This window comes from Klebsiella sp. ME-303, from assembly GCF_007910085.1.
Lineage (GTDB): Bacteria > Pseudomonadota > Gammaproteobacteria > Enterobacterales > Enterobacteriaceae > Klebsiella > Klebsiella michiganensis.
In genome coordinates this window covers 64,495-84,920 of record NZ_VOJB01000086.1, presented here as the reverse complement: position 1 = coordinate 84,920, position 20,426 = coordinate 64,495, and the positions used below count along the sequence as shown (strand labels likewise).

General features: G+C 57.6%; 21 protein-coding genes. 12 read left to right on the top strand and 9 right to left on the bottom strand.

Features of this window, described 5'->3' with window-relative positions; genetic code table 11:
* Positions 1-117 precede the first annotated feature (117 nt).
* Entirely contained in the window at positions 118-1,266 is a 1,149-nt protein-coding gene (gene mtlD / locus FQK12_RS18385; RefSeq protein WP_014227227.1) for a mannitol-1-phosphate 5-dehydrogenase, read from the top strand.
* A complete protein-coding gene (gene mtlR / locus FQK12_RS18380; protein ID WP_014227228.1) occupies positions 1,263-1,859 on the top strand; it encodes a mannitol operon repressor MtlR in 597 nt (198 codons plus the stop codon). Before mtlD ends, mtlR begins: the two co-directional genes overlap by 4 nt.
* On the opposite strand, the gene FQK12_RS18375 is transcribed toward mtlR, so the two are convergent.
* Positions 1,848-2,072, bottom strand: coding sequence for a hypothetical protein (locus FQK12_RS18375; protein WP_004855451.1), 225 nt, complete (start codon positions 2,070-2,072; stop codon positions 1,848-1,850). The genes mtlR and FQK12_RS18375 overlap by 12 nt on opposite strands.
* Before the next feature lie 275 nt (positions 2,073-2,347).
* Here FQK12_RS18375 and FQK12_RS18370 point away from each other — a divergent pair, with 275 nt between their 5' ends.
* From FQK12_RS18370 to trmL, 5 genes are all read left to right on the top strand, one after another.
* Complete coding sequence (locus tag FQK12_RS18370; RefSeq protein WP_014227229.1) at positions 2,348-2,710, top strand: YibL family ribosome-associated protein; 363 nt, start codon at positions 2,348-2,350, stop codon at positions 2,708-2,710.
* 584 nt (positions 2,711-3,294) lie between these two features.
* Positions 3,295-4,950 (top strand): L-lactate permease, encoded by a 1,656-nt coding sequence (gene lldP / locus FQK12_RS18365; RefSeq protein WP_014227230.1) that lies wholly within the window; start codon positions 3,295-3,297, stop codon positions 4,948-4,950.
* A complete protein-coding gene (gene lldR, locus FQK12_RS18360; RefSeq protein WP_014227231.1) occupies positions 4,947-5,720 on the top strand; it encodes a transcriptional regulator LldR in 774 nt (257 codons plus the stop codon). The genes lldP and lldR overlap by 4 nt, the downstream gene beginning before the upstream one ends.
* On the top strand, positions 5,720-6,955 hold the full coding sequence (lldD, locus tag FQK12_RS18355) for an FMN-dependent L-lactate dehydrogenase LldD (RefSeq protein ID WP_014227232.1): 1,236 nt from the start codon (positions 5,720-5,722) through the stop codon (positions 6,953-6,955). Before lldR ends, lldD begins: the two co-directional genes overlap by 1 nt.
* Before the next feature lie 125 nt (positions 6,956-7,080).
* Positions 7,081-7,554: a tRNA (uridine(34)/cytosine(34)/5-carboxymethylaminomethyluridine(34)-2'-O)-methyltransferase TrmL gene (trmL, locus tag FQK12_RS18350; RefSeq protein ID WP_014227233.1), complete on the top strand. Its 474-nt coding sequence runs from the start codon at positions 7,081-7,083 to the stop codon at positions 7,552-7,554.
* Between the two features lie 104 nt (positions 7,555-7,658).
* On the opposite strand, the gene cysE is transcribed toward trmL, so the two are convergent.
* The 5 genes from cysE to FQK12_RS18325 all read right to left on the bottom strand — a co-directional run bounded on the left by cysE (position 7,659) and on the right by FQK12_RS18325 (position 10,898).
* Positions 7,659-8,480, bottom strand: a complete 822-nt coding sequence (gene cysE / locus FQK12_RS18345; protein ID WP_004106845.1) for a serine O-acetyltransferase — start codon at positions 8,478-8,480, stop codon at positions 7,659-7,661.
* Between the two features lie 80 nt (positions 8,481-8,560).
* Positions 8,561-9,577, bottom strand: a complete 1,017-nt coding sequence (gene gpsA / locus FQK12_RS18340) for an NAD(P)H-dependent glycerol-3-phosphate dehydrogenase (protein ID WP_004855462.1) — start codon at positions 9,575-9,577, stop codon at positions 8,561-8,563.
* Complete coding sequence (secB, locus tag FQK12_RS18335) at positions 9,577-10,044, bottom strand: protein-export chaperone SecB (RefSeq protein ID WP_004106849.1); 468 nt, start codon at positions 10,042-10,044, stop codon at positions 9,577-9,579. Before secB ends, gpsA begins: the two co-directional genes overlap by 1 nt.
* A 59-nt stretch (positions 10,045-10,103) precedes the next feature.
* On the bottom strand, positions 10,104-10,355 hold the full coding sequence (grxC, locus tag FQK12_RS18330; RefSeq protein WP_004106850.1) for a glutaredoxin 3: 252 nt from the start codon (positions 10,353-10,355) through the stop codon (positions 10,104-10,106).
* Between the two features lie 111 nt (positions 10,356-10,466).
* A complete protein-coding gene (locus FQK12_RS18325) occupies positions 10,467-10,898 on the bottom strand; it encodes a rhodanese-like domain-containing protein (RefSeq protein ID WP_014227234.1) in 432 nt (143 codons plus the stop codon).
* A gap of 245 nt (positions 10,899-11,143) precedes the next feature.
* Here FQK12_RS18325 and gpmM point away from each other — a divergent pair, with 245 nt between their 5' ends.
* Genes gpmM through FQK12_RS18310 form a run of 3 tightly spaced genes read left to right on the top strand, consistent with a single transcriptional unit; the run spans position 11,144 to position 14,908 of the window.
* On the top strand, positions 11,144-12,688 hold the full coding sequence (gpmM, locus tag FQK12_RS18320; protein ID WP_014227235.1) for a 2,3-bisphosphoglycerate-independent phosphoglycerate mutase: 1,545 nt from the start codon (positions 11,144-11,146) through the stop codon (positions 12,686-12,688).
* Between the two features lie 9 nt (positions 12,689-12,697).
* Positions 12,698-13,969, top strand: coding sequence for a murein hydrolase activator EnvC (gene envC / locus FQK12_RS18315; protein ID WP_025107808.1), 1,272 nt, complete (start codon positions 12,698-12,700; stop codon positions 13,967-13,969).
* 3 nt (positions 13,970-13,972) lie between these two features.
* Positions 13,973-14,908: a divergent polysaccharide deacetylase family protein gene (locus FQK12_RS18310; RefSeq protein ID WP_038422931.1), complete on the top strand. Its 936-nt coding sequence runs from the start codon at positions 13,973-13,975 to the stop codon at positions 14,906-14,908.
* On the opposite strand, the gene FQK12_RS18305 is transcribed toward FQK12_RS18310, so the two are convergent.
* From FQK12_RS18305 to kbl, 3 genes are all read right to left on the bottom strand, one after another.
* Complete coding sequence (locus tag FQK12_RS18305) at positions 14,905-15,702, bottom strand: glycosyltransferase family 2 protein (protein WP_014227237.1); 798 nt, start codon at positions 15,700-15,702, stop codon at positions 14,905-14,907. The two genes, FQK12_RS18310 and FQK12_RS18305, sit on opposite strands and share 4 nt — an antisense overlap.
* A 161-nt stretch (positions 15,703-15,863) precedes the next feature.
* Positions 15,864-16,889 carry an L-threonine 3-dehydrogenase gene (gene tdh / locus FQK12_RS18300; RefSeq protein WP_004855475.1) on the bottom strand — a complete coding sequence of 342 codons (1,026 nt, stop codon included), beginning with the start codon at positions 16,887-16,889 and terminating at the stop codon, positions 15,864-15,866.
* 9 nt (positions 16,890-16,898) lie between these two features.
* Complete coding sequence (gene kbl, locus FQK12_RS18295; protein WP_014227238.1) at positions 16,899-18,092, bottom strand: glycine C-acetyltransferase; 1,194 nt, start codon at positions 18,090-18,092, stop codon at positions 16,899-16,901.
* Between the two features lie 214 nt (positions 18,093-18,306).
* Between kbl and rfaD the strand changes: the two genes are divergently transcribed.
* Positions 18,307-19,251 carry an ADP-glyceromanno-heptose 6-epimerase gene (gene rfaD, locus FQK12_RS18290; protein ID WP_014227239.1) on the top strand — a complete coding sequence of 315 codons (945 nt, stop codon included), beginning with the start codon at positions 18,307-18,309 and terminating at the stop codon, positions 19,249-19,251.
* A gap of 115 nt (positions 19,252-19,366) precedes the next feature.
* Complete coding sequence (rfaF, locus tag FQK12_RS18285; protein ID WP_014227240.1) at positions 19,367-20,425, top strand: ADP-heptose--LPS heptosyltransferase RfaF; 1,059 nt, start codon at positions 19,367-19,369, stop codon at positions 20,423-20,425.
* Position 20,426: the final 1 nt, after the last annotated feature.

Below are 20,426 nucleotides of genomic sequence, written 5' to 3'. Positions count from 1 at the left end.
CGGCGGTACGCCGGGCAACGCCCCCTCTCTCCTTACGCGTGGGGAGAGAGGGTTGGGGTGAGGGAAACGCCTGACCCCAGCCCTCTCAGGTAAAAACATTAATTGAAGGTTAATACTATGAAAGCATTACATTTTGGCGCAGGTAATATCGGTCGTGGCTTTATCGGCAAACTGCTGGCGGACGCGGGGATACAGCTGACGTTTGCGGATGTAAATCAGGTCGTGCTCGATGCCCTGAATGCCCGTCATAGCTACCAGGTTCACGTGGTCGGCGAGAATGAGCAGGTCGATACCGTTTCCGGCGTTGACGCCGTCAGCAGCATCGGCGACGAAGTTGTAGAGCTGATTGCCAGCGTGGATCTGGTGACCACCGCCGTCGGCCCGGTCGTGCTGGAACGCATCGCCCCGGCGATTGCCAAAGGCCTGGCCAAACGTAAGGCGCAGGGGATTACCGCCCCGCTGAATATCATCGCCTGCGAGAACATGGTCCGCGGCACCACCCAGCTGAAGGGTCACGTTTTTAACGCCCTCGCCGAAGAAGACAAAGCCTGGGTTGAAGCCAACGTCGGCTTCGTTGATTCCGCCGTTGACCGCATCGTTCCGCCGTCGGCTTCCGCCACTCACGATCCGCTGGAAGTCACCGTGGAAACCTTCAGCGAGTGGATTGTCGATAAGACCCAGTTCAAAGGCGAACTGCCGAACATCCCAGGTATGGAATTAACCGATAACCTGATGGCATTTGTCGAACGTAAGCTATTCACCTTAAACACCGGACATGCTATAACCGCCTACCTCGGAAAACTGGCGGGTCATCAGACGATTCGCGACGCGATTCTTGATGAGCACATTCGCGCCGTGGTCAAAGGCGCCATGGAAGAGAGCGGCGCGGTGCTGATCAAACGCTATGTCTTTGATGCGCAAAAGCACGCCGCTTACATCCAGAAAATTATCGGTCGTTTTGAGAACCCGTATCTGAAGGATGACGTTGAGCGCGTTGGCCGCCAGCCGCTGCGCAAACTGAGCGCGGGCGACCGCTTAATTAAGCCGCTGCTCGGTACGCTGGAATACGGCCTGCCGCACCGCAATCTGGTGAAAGGGATCGCCGCTGCCATGCACTTCCGCAGCGAAGAAGACCCGCAGGCGCAGGAACTGGCGGCGCTGATTGCCGAGAAAGGCCCACAGGCCGCGCTGGCGCAGATTTCGGGTCTGGACGCAGCAAGCGAGGTGGTGGCGGAAGCCGTTAACGACTATAACGCCACCAAATGAGGCAAGACCTGGCGCGGTCCGAACCGCGCCCATTACTCATGTCAGATATGCAGGCAATAATGGAAGAAACACAGGCATTTGAAAACCGTGTGCTTGAACGTCTGAATGCTGGCAAAACCGTAAGAAGCTTCCTGATCGCCACCGTTGAACTGCTGACGGAAGCGGTCAATATTCTGGTGCTTCAGGTATTCCGTAAAGACGACTACGCGGTGAAATACGCAGTGGAGCCGTTGCTGGACGGCGACGGGCCGCTTGGCGACCTTTCTGTACGCCTGAAGCTGATTTACGGCCTTGGGGTGATTAGCCGCGCCGAATATGAAGACGCTGAACTGCTGATGGCCCTGCGCGAAGAGCTGAATCACGACGGTAATGAGTATAGCTTTACCGACGATGAGATCCTCGGACCGTTTGGCGAGCTGCACTGCGTCGCCGCCCTGCCGCCCACGCCGCAATTTGATGAGAGCGATGCTGAACTGCTGGCAATGCAAAAGCTGCGCTACCAGCAGGTCGTACGTTCCACAATGATGCTATCTCTGACCGAGCTGATTTCTAAAATCAGCTTAAAAAAAGCCTTTCAAAAATCAACGCTCTGATTCTGGCTCTTGCTGGTCGCACGTCGGCCGATAAAGCTGACGATAATACTCAAGACGCCGCAGAAATAGCGCTTCTTTATCTGCCGGGATATCCGGCGGTATATGCTGCAAACGCGGAGATTTTTTTAGATATTCCATAAAAGCCTGACTTGAAGCCATAAAATCTACGGCTTTATCAATAATGCGCGGTACGCTGTCGCCTATTTTCGCCATCACGCTCTCCTCTTTTGGGGGAATGATCCTATTAAGGATTAGCCAAAAACAGGGTTTCAGATGAGGAAAACGTGCTGAATGGCCGTCAGGCTTCACAGAAATGAATATTCGCCAACTCTGGGTTAAAATGATTTTTATATTCAATAAGTTATAATATGCCGCTGCGGTTGTTATGAGCAAAAAACGGCGACGTTTTGATAAATAACTACCCACAACCCAAGCGACAGCACATACTATAGTCTGATAACGCCCCTTTCTTAATAGATTAAGCCACCATGAAAGAAGTCGAAAAAAACGAAATTAAACGTCTGAGCGATCGTCTTGACGCTATCCATCACCAGCAGGCCGACCTGTCCCTGGTCGACGCCGCAGAAAAATACGCCGAGCTGGAAAAAGAGAAAGCCACCATTGAGACGGAACTCGTTCGCCTGCGTGAGGTTCAGGGCCAGAAGCTGAGCAAAGAAGCGCAAAAGCTGATGAGCATGCCGCATCGCCGCGCCATCACCAAAAAAGAGCAGGCCGATATGGGTAAGCTCAAGAAAAGCGTACGCGGTCTGGTTGTTGTCCACCCGATGACCGCGCTGGGCCGCGAAATGGGCCTCAAAGAGATGACCGGCTTCTCAAAAACCGCGTTCTGATATCTTCATCCCGTGAATCTCCCGGCTCGCGCTACGCTTAGCCGGGCTACGGGTTCACAGCCCTCTGCGAGAGGGTAGCCCGGACAGACGCGCAGCATCGCCTCCGGGAAATTCAGCTACTCTGCGCTCTGCTCCCCGGTCGCGGCTAACGCCTTACCGGGGCTACGGGTTCACCGCCGTCTGCGGACCGGTAGCCCGGACAGATGCGCAGCATCGCCTCCGGGAAATTCAGCTACTCTGCACTCTGCTCCCCGGTCGCGGCTAACGCCTTACCGGGGCTACGGGTTCACCGCCGTCTGCGGGCCGGTAGCCCGGACAGATGCGCAGCATCGCCTCCGGGACAGGCTCTGTTTCAAACGTCATTCCCCACTAATTGGCCCTACCAATGTTTTCTTAAATCGTCCAATGGTTCACATATCCATCATTTTTCGTCACAGACATATTGCTCATCAATAACATTTGATTAACCATTCGTTGTCGTTAATCCTACAATCGCAATTTGGCTGGGCCAGTTTTACAAATGATGTGACCTGCTAAGAGCGCAAGACTCAGCACGGCATCATAACGGCCCGATGGAGACCTGCATGAACCTCTGGCAACAAAATTACGATCCGGCCGGCAACATCTGGCTATCGAGTCTTATCGCATCGCTACCGATTCTGTTTTTCTTTTTTGCCCTGATAAAGCTCAAGCTGAAAGGGTACGTTGCCGCGACCTGGACCGTGCTCATTGCGCTCTCCGTCGCTCTGCTGTTCTACAAAATGCCGGTTGACCACGCGCTGGCCTCCGTCATCTACGGCTTCTTCTACGGCCTGTGGCCAATCGCGTGGATTATTATCGCTGCGGTCTTCGTCTATAAAATCTCGGTGAAAACCGGGCAGTTCGACATTATCCGCTCATCGATTTTGTCGATCACCCCGGACCAGCGTCTGCAAATGCTGATTGTCGGTTTCTCCTTCGGCGCGTTCCTCGAAGGGGCCGCCGGTTTTGGCGCACCGGTCGCCATCACCGCAGCGCTGCTGGTGGGGCTCGGCTTTAACCCGCTGTATGCGGCGGGCCTGTGTCTGATCGTTAACACCGCGCCGGTCGCGTTTGGCGCGATGGGCATTCCGATTCTGGTCGCCGGACAGGTGACGGGCCTCGACAGCTTCGAAATCGGCCAGATGGTTGGCCGTCAGCTGCCGTTCCTGACCATCATCGTCCTGTTCTGGATCATGGCGATTATGGACGGCTGGCGCGGCATTAAAGAGACCTGGCCTGCGGTCATGGTCGCCGGCGGCTCCTTTGCTATCGCTCAGTACCTCAGCTCTAACTTCCTCGGCCCGGAGCTGCCGGACATTATCTCTTCGCTGGTATCGCTGGTCTGTCTGACGCTGTTCCTCAAACGCTGGCAGCCGGTACGCATCTTCCGCTTCGGCGATATGGGCGCATCGCAGGTCGATATGAACCTGGCCCGCACGCATTACACGCCGGGACAGGTGATTCGCGCCTGGTCGCCGTTCCTGTTTCTGACCGCGACGGTGACCCTGTGGAGCGTGCCGCCGTTCAAAGCGCTCTTCGCCCCCGGCGGCGCGATGTACGATTTTGTGATTAATATTTCCGTGCCGTTCCTCGACAAAATGGTGGCCCGCATGCCGCCGGTGGTTAGCGAAGCCACGCCGTACGCCGCGGTCTATAAGTTTGACTGGCTCTCCGCCACCGGCACCGCCATCCTGTTCGCCGCGCTGCTTTCCATCGTCTGGCTGCGCATGAAGCCAAAAGACGCGATCTCGACCTTTGGCAGCACGCTGAAAGAGCTGGCGCTGCCGATTTACTCCATCGGCATGGTGCTGGCGTTCGCCTTTATTTCCAACTATTCCGGTCTATCCTCAACGCTGGCGCTTGCGCTGGCGCACACCGGTCATGCATTTACCTTCTTCTCGCCGTTCCTCGGCTGGCTGGGGGTATTTCTGACCGGTTCGGATACCTCGTCTAACGCGCTCTTTGCCGCGCTGCAGGCTACGGCGGCCCAGCAGATTGGCGTCTCCGATATCCTGCTGGTCGCAGCGAACACCACCGGCGGCGTGACCGGGAAAATGATCTCTCCGCAGTCTATCGCCATCGCCTGTGCGGCGGTCGGTCTGGTAGGTAAGGAGTCCGATCTGTTCCGTTTTACCGTCAAACACAGCCTGATTTTCACCTGTATGGTCGGTGTTATCACCACGCTGCAGGCGTATGTCTTAACCTGGATGATCCCGTGATAGTGATGCCAAAACGCCTTGCCGACGACGTCGCCCGTCGTGTGCGGGCGCTGATTGAAGAACAAAAGCTGGAGGCGGGCATGCGATTGCCCGCCGAACGTCAGCTGGCGGCGCAGCTGGGCGTATCGCGCAATTCGCTGCGCGAAGCGCTGGCGATGCTGGTCAACGAAGGGGTGCTGCTCAGCCGTCGCGGCGGCGGCACCTTCGTGCGCTGGCAGCACGAAGCGTGGTCGGAGCAAAACATCGTTCAACCGCTGAAGACGCTGCTCTCCGACGATCCCGATTACAGCTTTGATATTCTCGAAGCCCGTCACGCCATCGAAGCCAGTACCGCCTGGCATGCGGCGATGCGGGCAACCGATGCCGAAAAAGAGAAAATCCGCCTCTGCTTTGAAGCCACCCAAAGCGAAGACCCTGACCTGGCCTCGCAGGCCGATGTCCGCTTCCATCTGGCGATCGCCGAAGCGTCGCACAACGTGGTGCTGCTGCAAACCATGCGCGGTTTTTTTGACCTTTTACAGTCCTCAGTCAAGGAGAGCCGCCAGCGGATGTATCTCGTCCCGCCGGTCTTCGCTCGCCTGACCGAACAGCACCAGGCGGTCATGGAGGCGATTATCGCCGGTGACCCGGAAGGTGCCAGACAGGCGATGATGGCCCATTTGGGCTTTGTTCACGCCACCATCAAACGCTTTGATGAAGACCAGGCCCGCCAGGCGCGAATTACCCGCCTGCCCGGTGACCATAACGAAAATTCCAGGGAGAACTTGTGATGATTATTTCCGCCGCCAGCGACTACCGCGCCGCCGCACAGCGTATCCTGCCACCGTTCCTGTTCCACTATATCGACGGCGGCGCTTACGCCGAGCACACCCTGCGCCGCAACGTTGAGGACCTGTCCGACGTCGCGCTCCGCCAGCGCATTCTACGCAATATGTCGGACCTGAGCCTGGAAACCACCTTATTCAACGAAAAGCTGGCGATGCCAACGGCGCTGGCGCCGGTGGGGCTGTGCGGGATGTACGCCCGCCGCGGTGAAGTGCAGGCCGCCGGCGCGGCGGATGAAAAAGGTATTCCGTTTACCCTCTCTACCGTTTCCGTCTGCCCGATTGAAGAGGTCGCCCCGACCATTAAGCGCCCGATGTGGTTCCAGCTGTACGTTCTGCGCGACCGCGGTTTTATGCGCAATGCGCTGGAGCGGGCGAAGGCGGCGGGCTGTTCAACGCTGGTCTTTACCGTCGATATGCCGACCCCCGGCGCGCGCTATCGCGATGCTCACTCCGGGATGAGCGGCCCGAACGCGGCAATGCGCCGCTACTGGCAGGCGGTGACCCATCCGCAGTGGGCATGGGACGTCGGGTTAAACGGCCGTCCGCACGATTTGGGCAACATCTCCGCCTACCTCGGCAAGCCGACCGGTCTGGAGGATTATATCGGCTGGCTGGCGAATAACTTCGATCCTTCGATTTCCTGGAAAGACCTTGAGTGGATCCGCGACTTTTGGGACGGTCCGATGGTGATCAAGGGGATCCTCGATCCGGAAGACGCCCGCGATGCGGTGCGCTTCGGCGCTGACGGGATCGTGGTTTCCAACCACGGCGGCCGCCAGCTCGACGGCGTGCTCTCTTCCGCTCGCGCTCTGCCCGCGATTGCCGACGCGGTTAAAGGCGATATCACAATTCTTGCCGACAGCGGTATTCGCAACGGCCTTGATGTGGTGCGGATGATTGCCCTCGGCGCCGATAGCGTGCTGCTGGGCCGGGCTTATCTGTATGCGCTGGCCACCCACGGCAAACAGGGCGTCGCCAATCTGCTGAACCTGATCGAGAAAGAGATGAAGGTGGCGATGACGCTGACCGGCGCGAAAACCATCGGCGAAATCAGCCGTGAATCTTTAGTCCAGAACGCCGATGCGCTGCGGACCTTTGATGCGATCAAAGCGGGAAACGCGGCGGTTATCCCTGACCCTCACCCACAGGGAGAGGGAACCGTCCGGCAGGCGGGTTAACGTCCTCATCAGGCCATCCGGCTCACAGGGCGGCGCCGGTTTTCTCCCGCTCTCTTTCCGGGAGAGGAGCAGGGTGAGGGTTAACCAAATATCTGCTATTCTGCCCCCGCAATTAAGGGGGCAGCATGCTTAACATCGTCTTATTCGAACCAGAAATCCCGCCAAATACCGGGAATATCATCCGCCTGTGCGCCAACACCGGCTTCAATCTGCATATTATCGAACCCATGGGTTTTGCCTGGGACGATAAGCGTCTTCGCCGCGCAGGTCTGGATTACCACGAGTTTGCCGCCGTCCAGCGCCATGGTGATTACGCCGCCTTTATTGAAAGCGCAAAGCCGCAGCGCCTGTTCGCCCTGACGACCAAAGGGACGCCGGCGCACAGCGCGGTAAGCTATCAGGACGGCGATTTTCTGCTGTTTGGCCCGGAAACCCGCGGACTGCCGGGCAGCATTCTTGATGCTCTGCCGGCAGAACAAAAAATCCGTATTCCGATGATGCCGGACAGCCGCAGCATGAACCTGTCAAATGCGGTGTCGGTGGTGGTCTATGAAGCCTGGCGCCAGCTGGGCTATCCCGGCGCGGTGCTGCGCAGCTGAGCTCGCTTTCTCCCGGAGGCGGCGCGTAGCGCCTGTCCGGGCTACCAGACAGCGCTCGGTTTTGTAGCCCGGACAGATGCGCAGCATCGCCTCCGGGAAATCAATCAAATACCGTCGCCGTACTCGAAGGTATGGTGTATGCCGTTAAAGTGCTGATCCATATCCATCGCGGGTTTATCGCTCTCCGGCTTGCCCACAATGCGGGCGGGAACGCCTGCGGCGGTAGTATGCGGCGGCACCGGCTGTAGCACCACCGAACCCGCGCCGATTTTTGCCCCGCGTCCGACTTCGATATTGCCGAGGATTTTCGCCCCGGCGCCAATCATCACCCCTTCGCGAATTTTCGGATGACGATCGCCGCTGGTTTTACCGGTACCGCCCAGGGTCACGGATTGCAGAATCGATACGTCGTCTTCAATCACCGCCGTTTCGCCGACGACGATGCCGGTGGCGTGGTCCAGCATGATCCCGCGACCAATCTTCGCCGCCGGGTGGATATCCACCTGGAACGATACGGAAACCTGATTTTGCAGGAAGATCGCCAGCGCCCGACGCCCCTGATTCCACAGCCAGTGGCCGATACGATAGGCCTGCAGCGCGTGGAATCCTTTCAGATAGAGCAGCGGGGTGGAGTATTTATCCACCGCCGGGTCGCGCGTTCGCACCGCCTGAATATCGCAGGCGGCGGAGGCGATCATTTCCGGGTCGGCGGCGTAGGCCTCTTCCACCACTTCACGAATCGCGATGGCGGGCATGATCGGAGAAGCCAGTTTATTCGCCAGCATATAGCTCAGGGCGCTGCCGAGATTTTCGTGCTTGAGTAGCGTGGCGTGGTAAAAACTGGCGAGCATTGGCTCACAGTCAGCTAAAGCCCGAGCTTCGGCTTTAATATTATTCCAGACGATATCCAGTTCTTCACACGGCATTGCTGACTCCAGACGATATAATAATGACCGGCCAGTTCTTTGCTGGCCGGGTCATTCAGGTGATCCAGGTTCCATCGCAGTTAGTTGCTACGCTCGTCCTTGCGTGCACGACCTAATAAGGTCAATGCTGCCTCGCGCGCAATTTTTCCGCAATACAATACCTGATAAATTTCCTCGGTTATTGGCATTTCGACGCCTAAACGCTGCGCCAGAACGCGAACCTCTTTGGTATTGCGATAGCCTTCAACCACCTGGCCAATCTTCTCCTGCGCGCTTTGCACATCCATGCCCTGACCGAGCATCATGCCGAAGCGGCGGTTACGCGACTGGTTATCGGTGCAGGTGAGCACCAGATCGCCTAAGCCCGCCATCCCCATAAAGGTCTCCGGATCGGCGCCCAGGGCCTCCCCGAGGCGCGACATCTCAACCAGCCCGCGGGTAATCAGCGCGGTACGCGCGTTGGCGCCAAAGCCGATGCCGTCAGACATGCCGGCGCCGATAGCGATGACGTTTTTCACCGCCCCGCCGAGCTGCACGCCGATAAAGTCCGGGTTGATATAGACGCGGAAGCTCTTGCCGCAGTGCAGCAGGCTTTGCAAATCGTCAGCGAACTGCGGATCCGTCGACGCCAGCGAGATCGCCGTCGGCAGGCCTGCCGCCAGCTCTTTCGCGAAGGTCGGGCCGGAAATCACCGCCAGGGGGATAGCGTCGCCCAGCGCTTCACGGGCCACGTCCTGCAGCAGGCGCCCGGTTTCCGCTTCCAGACCTTTCGTCGCCCATACCAGGCGAGCGTCGGGGCGCATCAGCGGTTTAATCTGCCGCAGCACCTGGCCGAAAACGTGGCTCGGCACGACGACGAGGATATCGCGGCTGGCCGCCAGCGCGGTCGCCAGATCGCTTTCCAGATGCAGCGTGTCGGGGAAAGGAACGTCAGGAAGAAATGCGGCGTTGCAGCGGTCGTGCTGCAGCGTCGCAATATGTTTCGGGTCATGGCCCCACAGCACAACGTGGTGGCCATTTCTTGCCAGGGTGATGGCAAGAGCGGTGCCGTAAGAGCCGGCACCGATCACAGTCATTGCAGCGTTAAGCGCGTTCATCAGGCATCCTGATGTTGTTCAGCACCTTCGCCAGCCTGCTGCTGCAGATAGTTCATAAACAGCGCATCGAAGTTCACTGGCGCAAGGTTCAGTTGCGGGAAGGTGCCGCGGGAAACCAGGCTGGTGATGCACTCACGCGCGTACGGGAACAGAATGTTCGGGCAGTATGCGCCGAGGCAGTGCGCCATCTGGGTGCCGTCGATGCCTTCGATGGAGAAAATACCGCCCTGCTGTACTTCGCACAGGAATGCGGTTTCTTCGCCCAGAGAGGCGGTTACGGTCACGCGCAGCACCACTTCATACACGCCTTCAGCCAGCTGGCTGGAAGCGGTATCCAGATCAAGTTTAACTTCCGGCTGCCAATCTTTCTGGAAAACTTGCGGCGCGTTCGGCGCTTCAAAAGAAATATCTTTGGTGTAGATGCGCTGAATCTGGAAAGTCATTTCGGTGCTGTTTTGTTCTGACATAGTAAAACCCTTTCGTGTTGTCCTTAAGTACGCCCGTCCAATGGGGATGAGCGCAAAAATTAGCGCAGGAGGGGATCGAGTCCACCACGTGAATCAAGCGCGTACAAGTCGTCACAGCCGCCAATGTGCTGCGCATCAATAAAAATCTGCGGAACCGTCGTTCGACCGCTGCGCTGAATCATCTCTTCACGCTTCGCAGCATCGCCATCGATAGGCAACTCGTTGAACGTCACGCCCTTGCTGTTCAGCAGCGCTTTTGCACGTACGCAGAACGGGCAGGTCGCTTTGGTATAGATATCAATATTGGCCATGACTTCACTCCTGTTTTTACCCCCGAGAGTTTTACGCCGCAGGCGTTGTTTTCCCGCTGACGAATAGCCGCCGCAGGGAAAACCGCGCTACGCCATAAAGACGCGGGTAAATTATTTACCGCGTACCAGCGGAAGGTTCTCGCCGCTCCAGCCAGCGATGCCTTCTTTCAGTACGAAGACCTTTTCAAAACCGGCTTTGTTCAGCGCGCTGGCGGGTTCTTGCGCCTGCATACCTGAGCCGTCTACCACTATAATGGGTTGTGCTTTGTGCTTTTCCAACTCGCCGACGTTATTTGCTTTGATATCGCTCGGCAGCAGGTTAATAGAACCCGCAATGTGGCCTTTACGGTAATCGTCACGCTGACGCAGGTCGACAACCACGGCATCTTCTTTGTTGATCAGGCGCGTCGCTTCACCGCGGGTGATGACTTTAACTTTCGACATCAGCCCTTTAAAGGTGGTGAACAGCACCGCCACCAGCAGCGCGACCCACGCGATGCTCAGGACGGGGTGACGGCTGATGAATTGCATAATTTCTTGCATGGGGGGTTACAACTCCCGACTAAGTGATAAAAAAACCAGGGAAGGAGTATACCTGTGCATTGCGGCAAATACAGCCAGTGAGCGCGATGTAATGTATTTTCTGCGGCCCGTCACGAAAAAAAACCGCTCTCGCCGCGGCAATGCGCTCTGGCCGCCCTCTTTCTTTGATCTTTTACGGTGATTTGATCGATTCAGCTGTAGTAAAATTACGCAAATTTTCTGTCTTTGAGCATGAGGTTGTCGCAATGTCGGTTTCTAAAAAACCTATGGTACTGGTGATTCTGGATGGCTATGGCTACCGTGAAGACCAGCAGGATAACGCTATTTACAGCGCCAAAACCCCTGTTATGGACGCACTGTGGGCGAAACGTCCGCATACCCTGATTGATGCTTCAGGCCTGGAAGTCGGTCTGCCGGATCGTCAAATGGGCAACTCCGAAGTGGGCCACGTCAACCTCGGCGCGGGCCGTATCGTGTATCAGGATCTCACCCGCCTGGACGTTGAAATCAAAGAACGTACCTTCTTCGCCAACCCGGTACTGACCGGCGCGGTCGATAAAGCCGTTGCCGCAGGCAAAGCCGTGCATATCATGGGCCTGATGTCTCCGGGCGGCGTCCACAGCCACGAAGACCACATCATGGCGATGGTTGAGCTGGCAGCCGAACGCGGCGCGGATAAAATCTATCTGCACGCCTTCCTCGACGGCCGCGATACTCCGCCGCGCAGCGCTGAAAAGACGCTGGCGAAATTCGAAGACAAATTTGCCGCGCTGGGCAAAGGCCGCGTCGCCTCGATCGTTGGCCGCTACTACGCCATGGACCGCGACAACCGTTGGGACCGCGTTGAGCAGGCTTACGATCTGATGACCCTGGCAAAAGGCGAGTTCCAGGCCGATACCGCCGTTGCGGGCCTGCAGGCCGCTTATGCGCGCGATGAAAACGATGAGTTCGTGAAAGCGACCGTTATTCGCGCTGAAGGCCAGGCCGATGCGGCGATGGAAGACGGCGATGCGCTGATTTTCATGAACTTCCGCGCCGACCGCGCGCGCGAAATTACCCGCGCCTTCGTTAACGCCGATTTCGACGGCTTCGCCCGTAAGAAAGTGGTGAACCTCGATTTCGTCATGCTGACCGAGTACGCCGCGGACATTAAAGTCGCCTGCGCTTATCCGCCGGCATCTCTGGTGAACACCTTCGGCGAATGGATGGCGAAGAACGACAAAACCCAGCTGCGCATCTCCGAAACTGAAAAATACGCTCACGTGACCTTCTTCTTCAACGGCGGCGTTGAAGAGCCGTTCAAAGGCGAAGAGCGCATTCTGATCAATTCACCGAAGGTCGCCACCTACGATCTGCAGCCGGAAATGAGCTCCGCTGAGCTGACCGAAAAACTGGTTGCCGCCATCAAGGGCGGTCAGTTCGACACCATCATCTGTAACTACCCGAATGGCGATATGGTTGGCCACACCGGCGTAATGGAAGCCGCCGTTAAAGCGGTCGAAGCGCTGGATGACTGCATCGACCAGGTGAGCAAAGCCGTTGAATCCGTTGGCGGACAGCTGCTGATCACCGCAGACCACGGCAACGCCGAGCAGATGCGCGATCCGGCCACCGGCCAGGCGCACACCGCGCACACCAACCTGCCGGTTCCGCTGATTTACGTTGGCGATAAAAACGTCAAAGCGGTCAACGGCGGCAAACTTTCCGACATCGCGCCGACCATGCTGACGCTGATGGGAATGGAAATCCCGCAAGAGATGACTGGCAAGCCGCTGTTCATCGTGGAATAATCCTTCCCCATGAGGGGAAAGGCGACGTATTCAACTACATGGATCGCAACGGCAGTTCGATCCGTCTTTTACGCCAGCGCGCTTAGCGCTGGCGTATTGCTGTGCGCCGCATCTGCTCACGCCGACGATCGCGACCAGCTTAAATCCATTCAGGCCGATATCGCCGCTAAACAGCGGGCGATTAAGCAGCAGCAGCAGCAGCGCGCTTCCCTGGTCGCCCAGCTAAAAGCGCAGGAGGAGGCCATCTCCGCCGCCGCGCGCAAGCTGCGCGAAACCCAGGAAACGCTGAACCAGCTGAATAAGCAGATCGACGAAATGAACGCCGCGCTGGCCAAGCTGGAGCGTCAGCGCGCCTCGCAGGAGCGTAACCTTTCCGCGCAGCTCGACGCCGCATTTCGTCAGGGGCCGCATACCGGCATCCAGATGATCCTCAGCGGCGAAGAGGGGCAGCGTAATCAGCGCCTGCAGGCCTACTTTGGCTATCTGAACCAGGCGCGCCAGGAAACCATCGCCCAGCTGAAGAAAACCCGCGAAGACGTGGCGGTGCAAAAATCGATGCTGGAAGAGAAACAGAGCCAGCAACAAACCCTGGTGTACGAACAGCGCGCCCAGCAGAGCAAGCTGGAGCAGGCGCGCAACGAACGTAAAAAGACCCTCGCCAGCCTGGAATCCTCCATTCAGCAAGGCCAGCAGCAGCTCAGCGAGATGCGGGCTAACGAATCACGCCTGCGCGGCCGTATCGCCCAGGCGGCGGCGGCGGCCAAAGCGCGGGCGGATCGCGAAGCCCGCGAAGCGCAGGATGTGCGCGATCGCCAGCAGGAAGCCTCGCGTAAAGGCACCACCTACAAACCTACCGAAAGCGAACGCTCGCTGATGTCCCGCACCGGCGGACTTGGCTCACCGCGCGGCCAGGCATTCTGGCCGGTTCGCGGCTCAATTCTCCATCGCTATGGCGAACAGCTGCAAGGTGAACTACGTTGGAAGGGGATGGTTATCGCTGCGTCTGAAGGCACCGAGGTCAAAGCCGTTGCCGATGGTCGGGTTATTCTCGCCGACTGGCTGCAGGGCTATGGCCTGGTGGTGGTCGTTGAACACGGCAAAGGCGACATGAGTCTTTACGGCTATAACCAAAGCGCGCTGGTCAGCGTCGGCACTCAGGTCCGGGCGGGCCAGCCGATCGCTCTCGTAGGCAGCAGCGGCGGTCAGGGCCGTCCGTCGCTCTATTTCGAAATTCGCCGCCAGGGTCAGGCGGTCAATCCACAGCCGTGGTTGGGAAGATAAGTTTTGCTTCAATTTCGCAGAATTGCACTCGCGGTAACCGGTACGCTGGTTATGGCGTCGCCGGTTTTTGCCGGCAAACTCTCCATTGTTATCGACGACTTTGGCTATCGTCCACAAACGGAAAACCAGGTGCTGGCGCTGCCAGCGACGATCTCCGTTGCCGTCCTTCCTAATGCGCCCCACGCCCGAGAAATGGCGACCAGAGCGCATAATCTCGGCCACGAGGTGCTCATCCACCTGCCAATGGCGCCGCTCAGCAAACAGCCGCTGGAAAAAGACACCCTCCGCCCGGATATGAACAGCAGCGAGATAGAGCGCATTATCCGCGAAGCCTACGGTAAGGTTCCGTACGCCGTGGGGCTGAATAACCATATGGGCAGCGCCATGACGTCGAATCTCTTCGGCATGCAGAAGGTGATGCAGGCGCTCGAGCGCTACAATCTCTACTTCCTCGATAGCGTCACCATCGGCAATACCCAGGCCATGCGCGCGGCGCAGGGCACCGGCGTAAAGGTGATTAAGCGTAAGGTTTTCCTCGACGATACCCAAAACGAAGCGGATATCCGCTATCAGTTCAGCCGCGCTATCGCTTTGGCGCGGCGCAACGGCTCCGCCATTGCTATCGGCCACCCGCACCCGACGACGGTGCGCGTGCTGCAGCAGATGGTGTATAACCTGCCGCCGGATATCACTCTGGTTCGCCCGAGCAGCCTGCTCAACGAGCCGCAGGTGGATACCTCAACGCCGAACACAGCGCCGCCGTCCGTTCAGCCGCCGCGCAATCCGTTCCGCGGCGTGAAACAGTGCAAATCTAAGCGCCCGCCGGAGCCGGTCAACGCCAGCCGCTTCTTTACCATTCTTAGCGAAAGCATCACTCAGAGCACGCTGGTGCAGTATTACCAGCTGAAGTGGCAGGGCTGGGATAAGCCTACCAACTAAATCATCCGGGAATCCGTGTGCTTATCCGCCGCGGATTCCGGCTTGTCCTGATGGGCATACCAGGCTTTAAAGTATTTAAGAAAGCTGTAACAGGTCGCGTAAAGCCCGGTGACCACGCCAACCTTGCCCTTTCGCCACGCTCCGCTGAACAGATACCACTTAAAGAAAGCGCCAATCGCGCTGATCGCTCCGCGCGCAAGAGACGGCCTGATTTTCTGGTGTTTAACCAGCCGCGTGGTGTAGCTATTGAGCTTACTAAACACTTCATGCAGGGAGTAGAAGGTATCGTGGCGCACGAATCCCGGTAGCCGGGCAGAGTGCGTAAAGCCAACCACCTGATCGTCTACCGGCCGATCGTTGAACCTGGCGACGGAGCGATTAAACAAGCGAACCGGGAAATCCGGCGATGATACCGGATAAATGGTGCGCACCTCTTCACCCAGCACGAACCAGTAGCGCGGCAGACGCCATGCGCAGGCGGGGTCCGGCTCATCGCCGGCCTTGAGCGCCAGAATTGCCGCCACCACCTCGTCGTCAAGGATCTCATCGCTGTCCACACACAGCACCCAGTCGTGGCGGGCCAGAGAGGTCGCATAATTCATCTGCGTACCGTGAGCGGTATAAGGATGATGGTGAACGGAGAGACCGAACTGTTGGCAAATCTGCAGCGTAGCATCCGTACTGCCTGAATCGACGACGATAAATTCATCAGCCACCCTGAGCAGCGGCGGTAACACCTCCCGTAATAAGCGGGATGAATTACAGGTCAATAAGCATACAGAAAGTTTAAGCATAATCTTTATAGGGTTAAACCATGGTTAAACTGACTGTATAAACGAATAGGCGAGAAAGCGATTTAGAAAAAGTGCGGAGTGGATTAAGTATCACAAAATTGTAGGATAACTCTCAAAAAAGCGCCCGTGGGCGCTTTTTTACCATCCTGACCGGGGCGGAATTAATCCCAGCTGAGAATGACTTTGCCAGACTGGCCGGAGCGCATCGCGTCAAAGCCCTGCTGGAAATCATCAATGCCAAAGCGGTGGGTGATGATCGGCGACAGATCGAGCCCGGACTGGATGAGCGCGGCCATCTTGTACCAGGTTTCGAACATTTCGCGACCATAAATCCCTTTGATAAACAGCCCCTTGAAGATCACCTTGGTCCAGTCGATAGACATATCCGACGGCGGAATACCCAGCATGGCAATACGCCCGCCGTGGTTCATGGTATCGAGCATGGTGCGGAACGCCGGCGGCGCGCCGGACATCTCCAGACCCACGTCGAAACCCTCGGTCATGCCCAGCTCGGCCATCACATCGTTAAGGTTCTCTTTCGCCACGTTCACCGCCCGGGTGACGCCCATTTTGCGCGCCAGCTCCAGGCGATATTCGTTAACGTCGGTAATCACGACGTTGCGCGCGCCAACGTGTTTCGCCACCGCGGCGGCCATCACGCCGATCGGGCCGGCGCCGGAAACCAGCACATCTTCACCGACGAGGTCGAATGAAAGCGCGGTATGCACGGCGTTGCCAAACGGATCGAAAATCGACGCCAGATCGTCAGAGATATTGTCGGGGATTTTAAAGGCGTTAAACGCCGGGATCACCAGATATTCGGCAAAACAGCCCGGACGGTTGACGCCGACGCCCGTCGTATTGCGGCACAAATGCGTACGCCCGGCGCGGCAGTTACGGCAGTGGCCGCAGGTGATATGCCCTTCGCCGGAAACGCGGTCGCCCAGCTTAAAGCCGCGAACCTCCTGACCGATACCCACCACTTCGCCGACGTATTCATGCCCCACCACCATCGGAACCGGAATGGTCTTTTGCGACCACTCGTCCCAGTTGTAGATATGCACGTCGGTACCGCAAATCGCGGTCTTGCGAATTTTAATCAGCAGATCGTTGTGGCCGACTTCCGGTTCCGGTACGTCGGTCATCCAGATGCCTTCTTCCGCCTTTAGTTTGGATAACGCTTTCATCTCACACCCTCAGGCAATGACGCCCAGTTGTTTACCGATGCGGGTAAAGGCTTCCACCGCACGTTCAATTTGTTCAGGGGTATGCGCCGCAGACATCTGGGTACGGATACGCGCCTGGCCTTTTGGTACCACCGGGTAGAAGAATCCGGTGACGTAAATACCTTCTTTTTGCAGCTCGCGCGCGAACTGCTGCGCCACGGTGGCTTCACCGAGCATCACCGGGATAATGGCGTGATCGGCGCCCGCAAGGGTAAATCCTGCCGCGGTCATTTTTTCACGGAACAGGCGCGCGTTAGCCCACAGGCGGTCGCGCAGCTCGCTGCCCGCTTCCACCATCTCCAGCACTTTGATGGAGGCGGCGACAATCGCCGGCGCCAGCGAGTTGGAGAACAGATACGGACGCGAGCGCTGGCGCAGCCACTCGACGACTTCTTTGCGCGCGGCGGTATAGCCGCCGGACGCGCCGCCCAGCGCTTTACCCAGCGTACCGGTGATAATGTCGACGCGGCCCATCACGTCGCAGTACTCATGGGAGCCGCGGCCGTTTTCACCCACAAAACCCACGGCGTGCGAATCATCGACCATCACCAGCGCGTCGTATTTATCCGCCAGATCGCAGACGCCCTTCAGGTTGGCGATCACCCCGTCCATGGAGAACACGCCGTCGGTGGCGATCAGCACATGGCGCGCGCCGGCTTCACGCGCCTCTTTCAGACGGGCTTCCAGCTCCTGCATATCGTTGTTGGCATAGCGGAAGCGCTTCGCTTTACACAGGCGCACGCCGTCGATGATCGACGCGTGGTTCAGGGCATCGGAGATAATCGCGTCCTCTGCGCCGAGCAGGGTTTCAAACAGGCCGCCGTTGGCGTCGAAGCAGGAGGAGTACAGAATCGCATCCTCCATACCGAGAAAATCGGCCAGCTTCTTCTCAAGCGCTTTGTGGCTGTCCTGGGTACCGCAGATAAAGCGCACGGAGGCCATGCCGAAGCCGTGGCTGTCCATCCCGCTTTTCGCGGCGGCAATCAGTTCCGGGTGGTTCGCGAGGCCGAGATAGTTATTGGCGCAGAAGTTAATGACCTGGCTGCCGCCGACGGTGATATCCGCCTGCTGCGCCGAAGTGATAATCCGTTCTTCTTTAAACAACCCTTCCGCGCGCGCGGTATCCAGGTCATTGGTTAACTGTTTGTAGAAATCCCCACGCATTGCAACTCTCCAGATTCGGCAAAATTTGGCACATATTACCTAAAGCTATACGCTGATACGAGATGATGCATTACTGCATGAATTATTTGCAGCATAAATCACGAGTCCCTCTCTACCTTATCGGCGAATGGCTGAAGCCTTTCCGATGTAGTGATATGATAGGAGTATTCATGTCCGGATTGTCTCTGGACTACCAACTTCAAAGGTTACAGTTATGATCATCGTTACCGGCGGCGCAGGCTTTATCGGCAGCAATATCGTTAAAGCGCTGAATGACCAGGGTATTACCGACATTCTGGTCGTAGATAATCTGAAAGACGGGACCAAATTCATCAATCTGGTGGATTTGAACATTGCCGACTACATGGATAAAGAAGACTTTCTGATCCAGATTATGGCGGGCGAAGAGTTCGGCGATATCGACGCTATTTTCCATGAAGGCGCCTGCTCTTCCACCACGGAGTGGGACGGCAAGTACATGATGGATAACAACTATCAGTATTCCAAAGAGGTACTGCACTACTGTCTGGAGCGTGAAATCCCGTTCCTGTACGCCTCTTCCGCAGCGACCTACGGCGGCCGCACCAGCGACTTTATTGAATCCCGCGAATACGAGCAGCCGCTCAACGTTTACGGCTACTCCAAGTTTCTGTTTGATGAATACGTCCGTCAGATCCTGCCGGAAGCGAACTCGCAGATTGTCGGCTTCCGCTATTTCAACGTCTACGGGCCGCGCGAAGGCCATAAAGGCAGCATGGCCAGCGTCGCTTTCCATCTGAACACCCAGCTGAATAATGGCGAAAGTCCGAAATTGTTCGAAGGCAGCGACGGCTTCAAGCGCGACTTCGTCTACGTCGGCGACGTCGCGGCGGTGAACCTGTGGTTCTGGGAAAACGGCGTTTCCGGCATCTTCAACCTCGGCACCGGGCGCGCGGAGTCTTTCCAGGCCGTTGCAGACGCAACGCTGGCTTATCACCAGAAAGGCAGCATCGAGTACATTCCGTTCCCGGATAAACTCAAAGGCCGCTATCAGGCGTTTACCCAGGCGGATCTGACTAACCTGCGCGCAGCGGGCTACGATAAACCGTTTAAGACCGTTGCCGAAGGCGTAACGGAATATATGGCCTGGCTCAATCGCGACAATCATGCGAATTCATAAAATCATTCGAGCGGTATCAAGGCGGCAACTCAGTGATTCTCCGGGAGCTGACTAAAATCAGTGACCGGAGGGAACGCAGGCAGCCAACGCAGAGACAGCTTGAAGGATGGAATGAATGAAAATATTGGTGGTTGGCCCGTCATGGGTGGGCGACATGATGATGTCGCAAAGTCTTTACCGTACGCTCAGGGCGCGCTATCCCCAGGCGATAATCGACGTGATGGCGCCCGCATGGTGCCGTCCGCTGCTATCGCGCATGCCGGAAGTCAACGAAGCGATCCCGATGCCGCTCGGCCACGGCGCGCTGGAAATCGGTGAAAGGCGTAAGCTTGGGCACAGCCTGCGCGAACGTCGCTACGATCGCGCTTTCGTGCTGCCCAACTCGTTTAAATCGGCCCTCGTGCCGTTCTTTGCGGGAATACCGCATCGCACAGGCTGGCTCGGCGAGATGCGCTACGGCCTGCTGAACGATGCCCGTAAGCTGGATAAAGACGCCTGGCCGCTGATGGTCGAACGCTACGTCGGTCTCGCATACGATAAAGGCGTGATGCGCTGCGCGAAAGATCTGCCGCAGCCGCTGCTCTGGCCGCAGCTGCAGGTGCATGAAGGCGAAAAATCGCAGGCCTGCAGCGCGTTTAATCTCTCAGCCGAGCGCCCGATTATCGGCTTCTGCCCCGGCGCAGAGTTCGGCCCGGCAAAACGCTGGCCGCACTATCACTACGCCGAGCTGGCGAAACAGCTGATCGACGAAGGCTTTCAGATCGTACTGTTTGGCTCCGCGAAAGACCACGAAGCGGGCAATGAAATCCTCGCCGCGCTCACGACCGAACAGCAGGCATGGTGCCGCAATCTGGCCGGCGAAACCCAGCTTGAGCAGGCCGTTATTCTGATCGCCGCCTGTAAAGCGGTAGTCAGCAACGATTCCGGCCTGATGCACGTCGCCGCGGCGCTGGACCGTCCGCTGGTGGCGCTCTACGGGCCCAGCAGCCCGGACTTCACTCCACCGCTGTCGCACAAAGCGCGCGTGATCCGCCTGATCAGCGGCTACCACAAAGTGCGTAAAGGCGACGCCGCCGAAGGCTATCATCAGAGTTTGATCGACATTACGCCGCAGCGCGTACTGGAAGAATTAAACGACCTGCTGCTGGAAAAAACGGAACAAGAGGAAGCCTGAC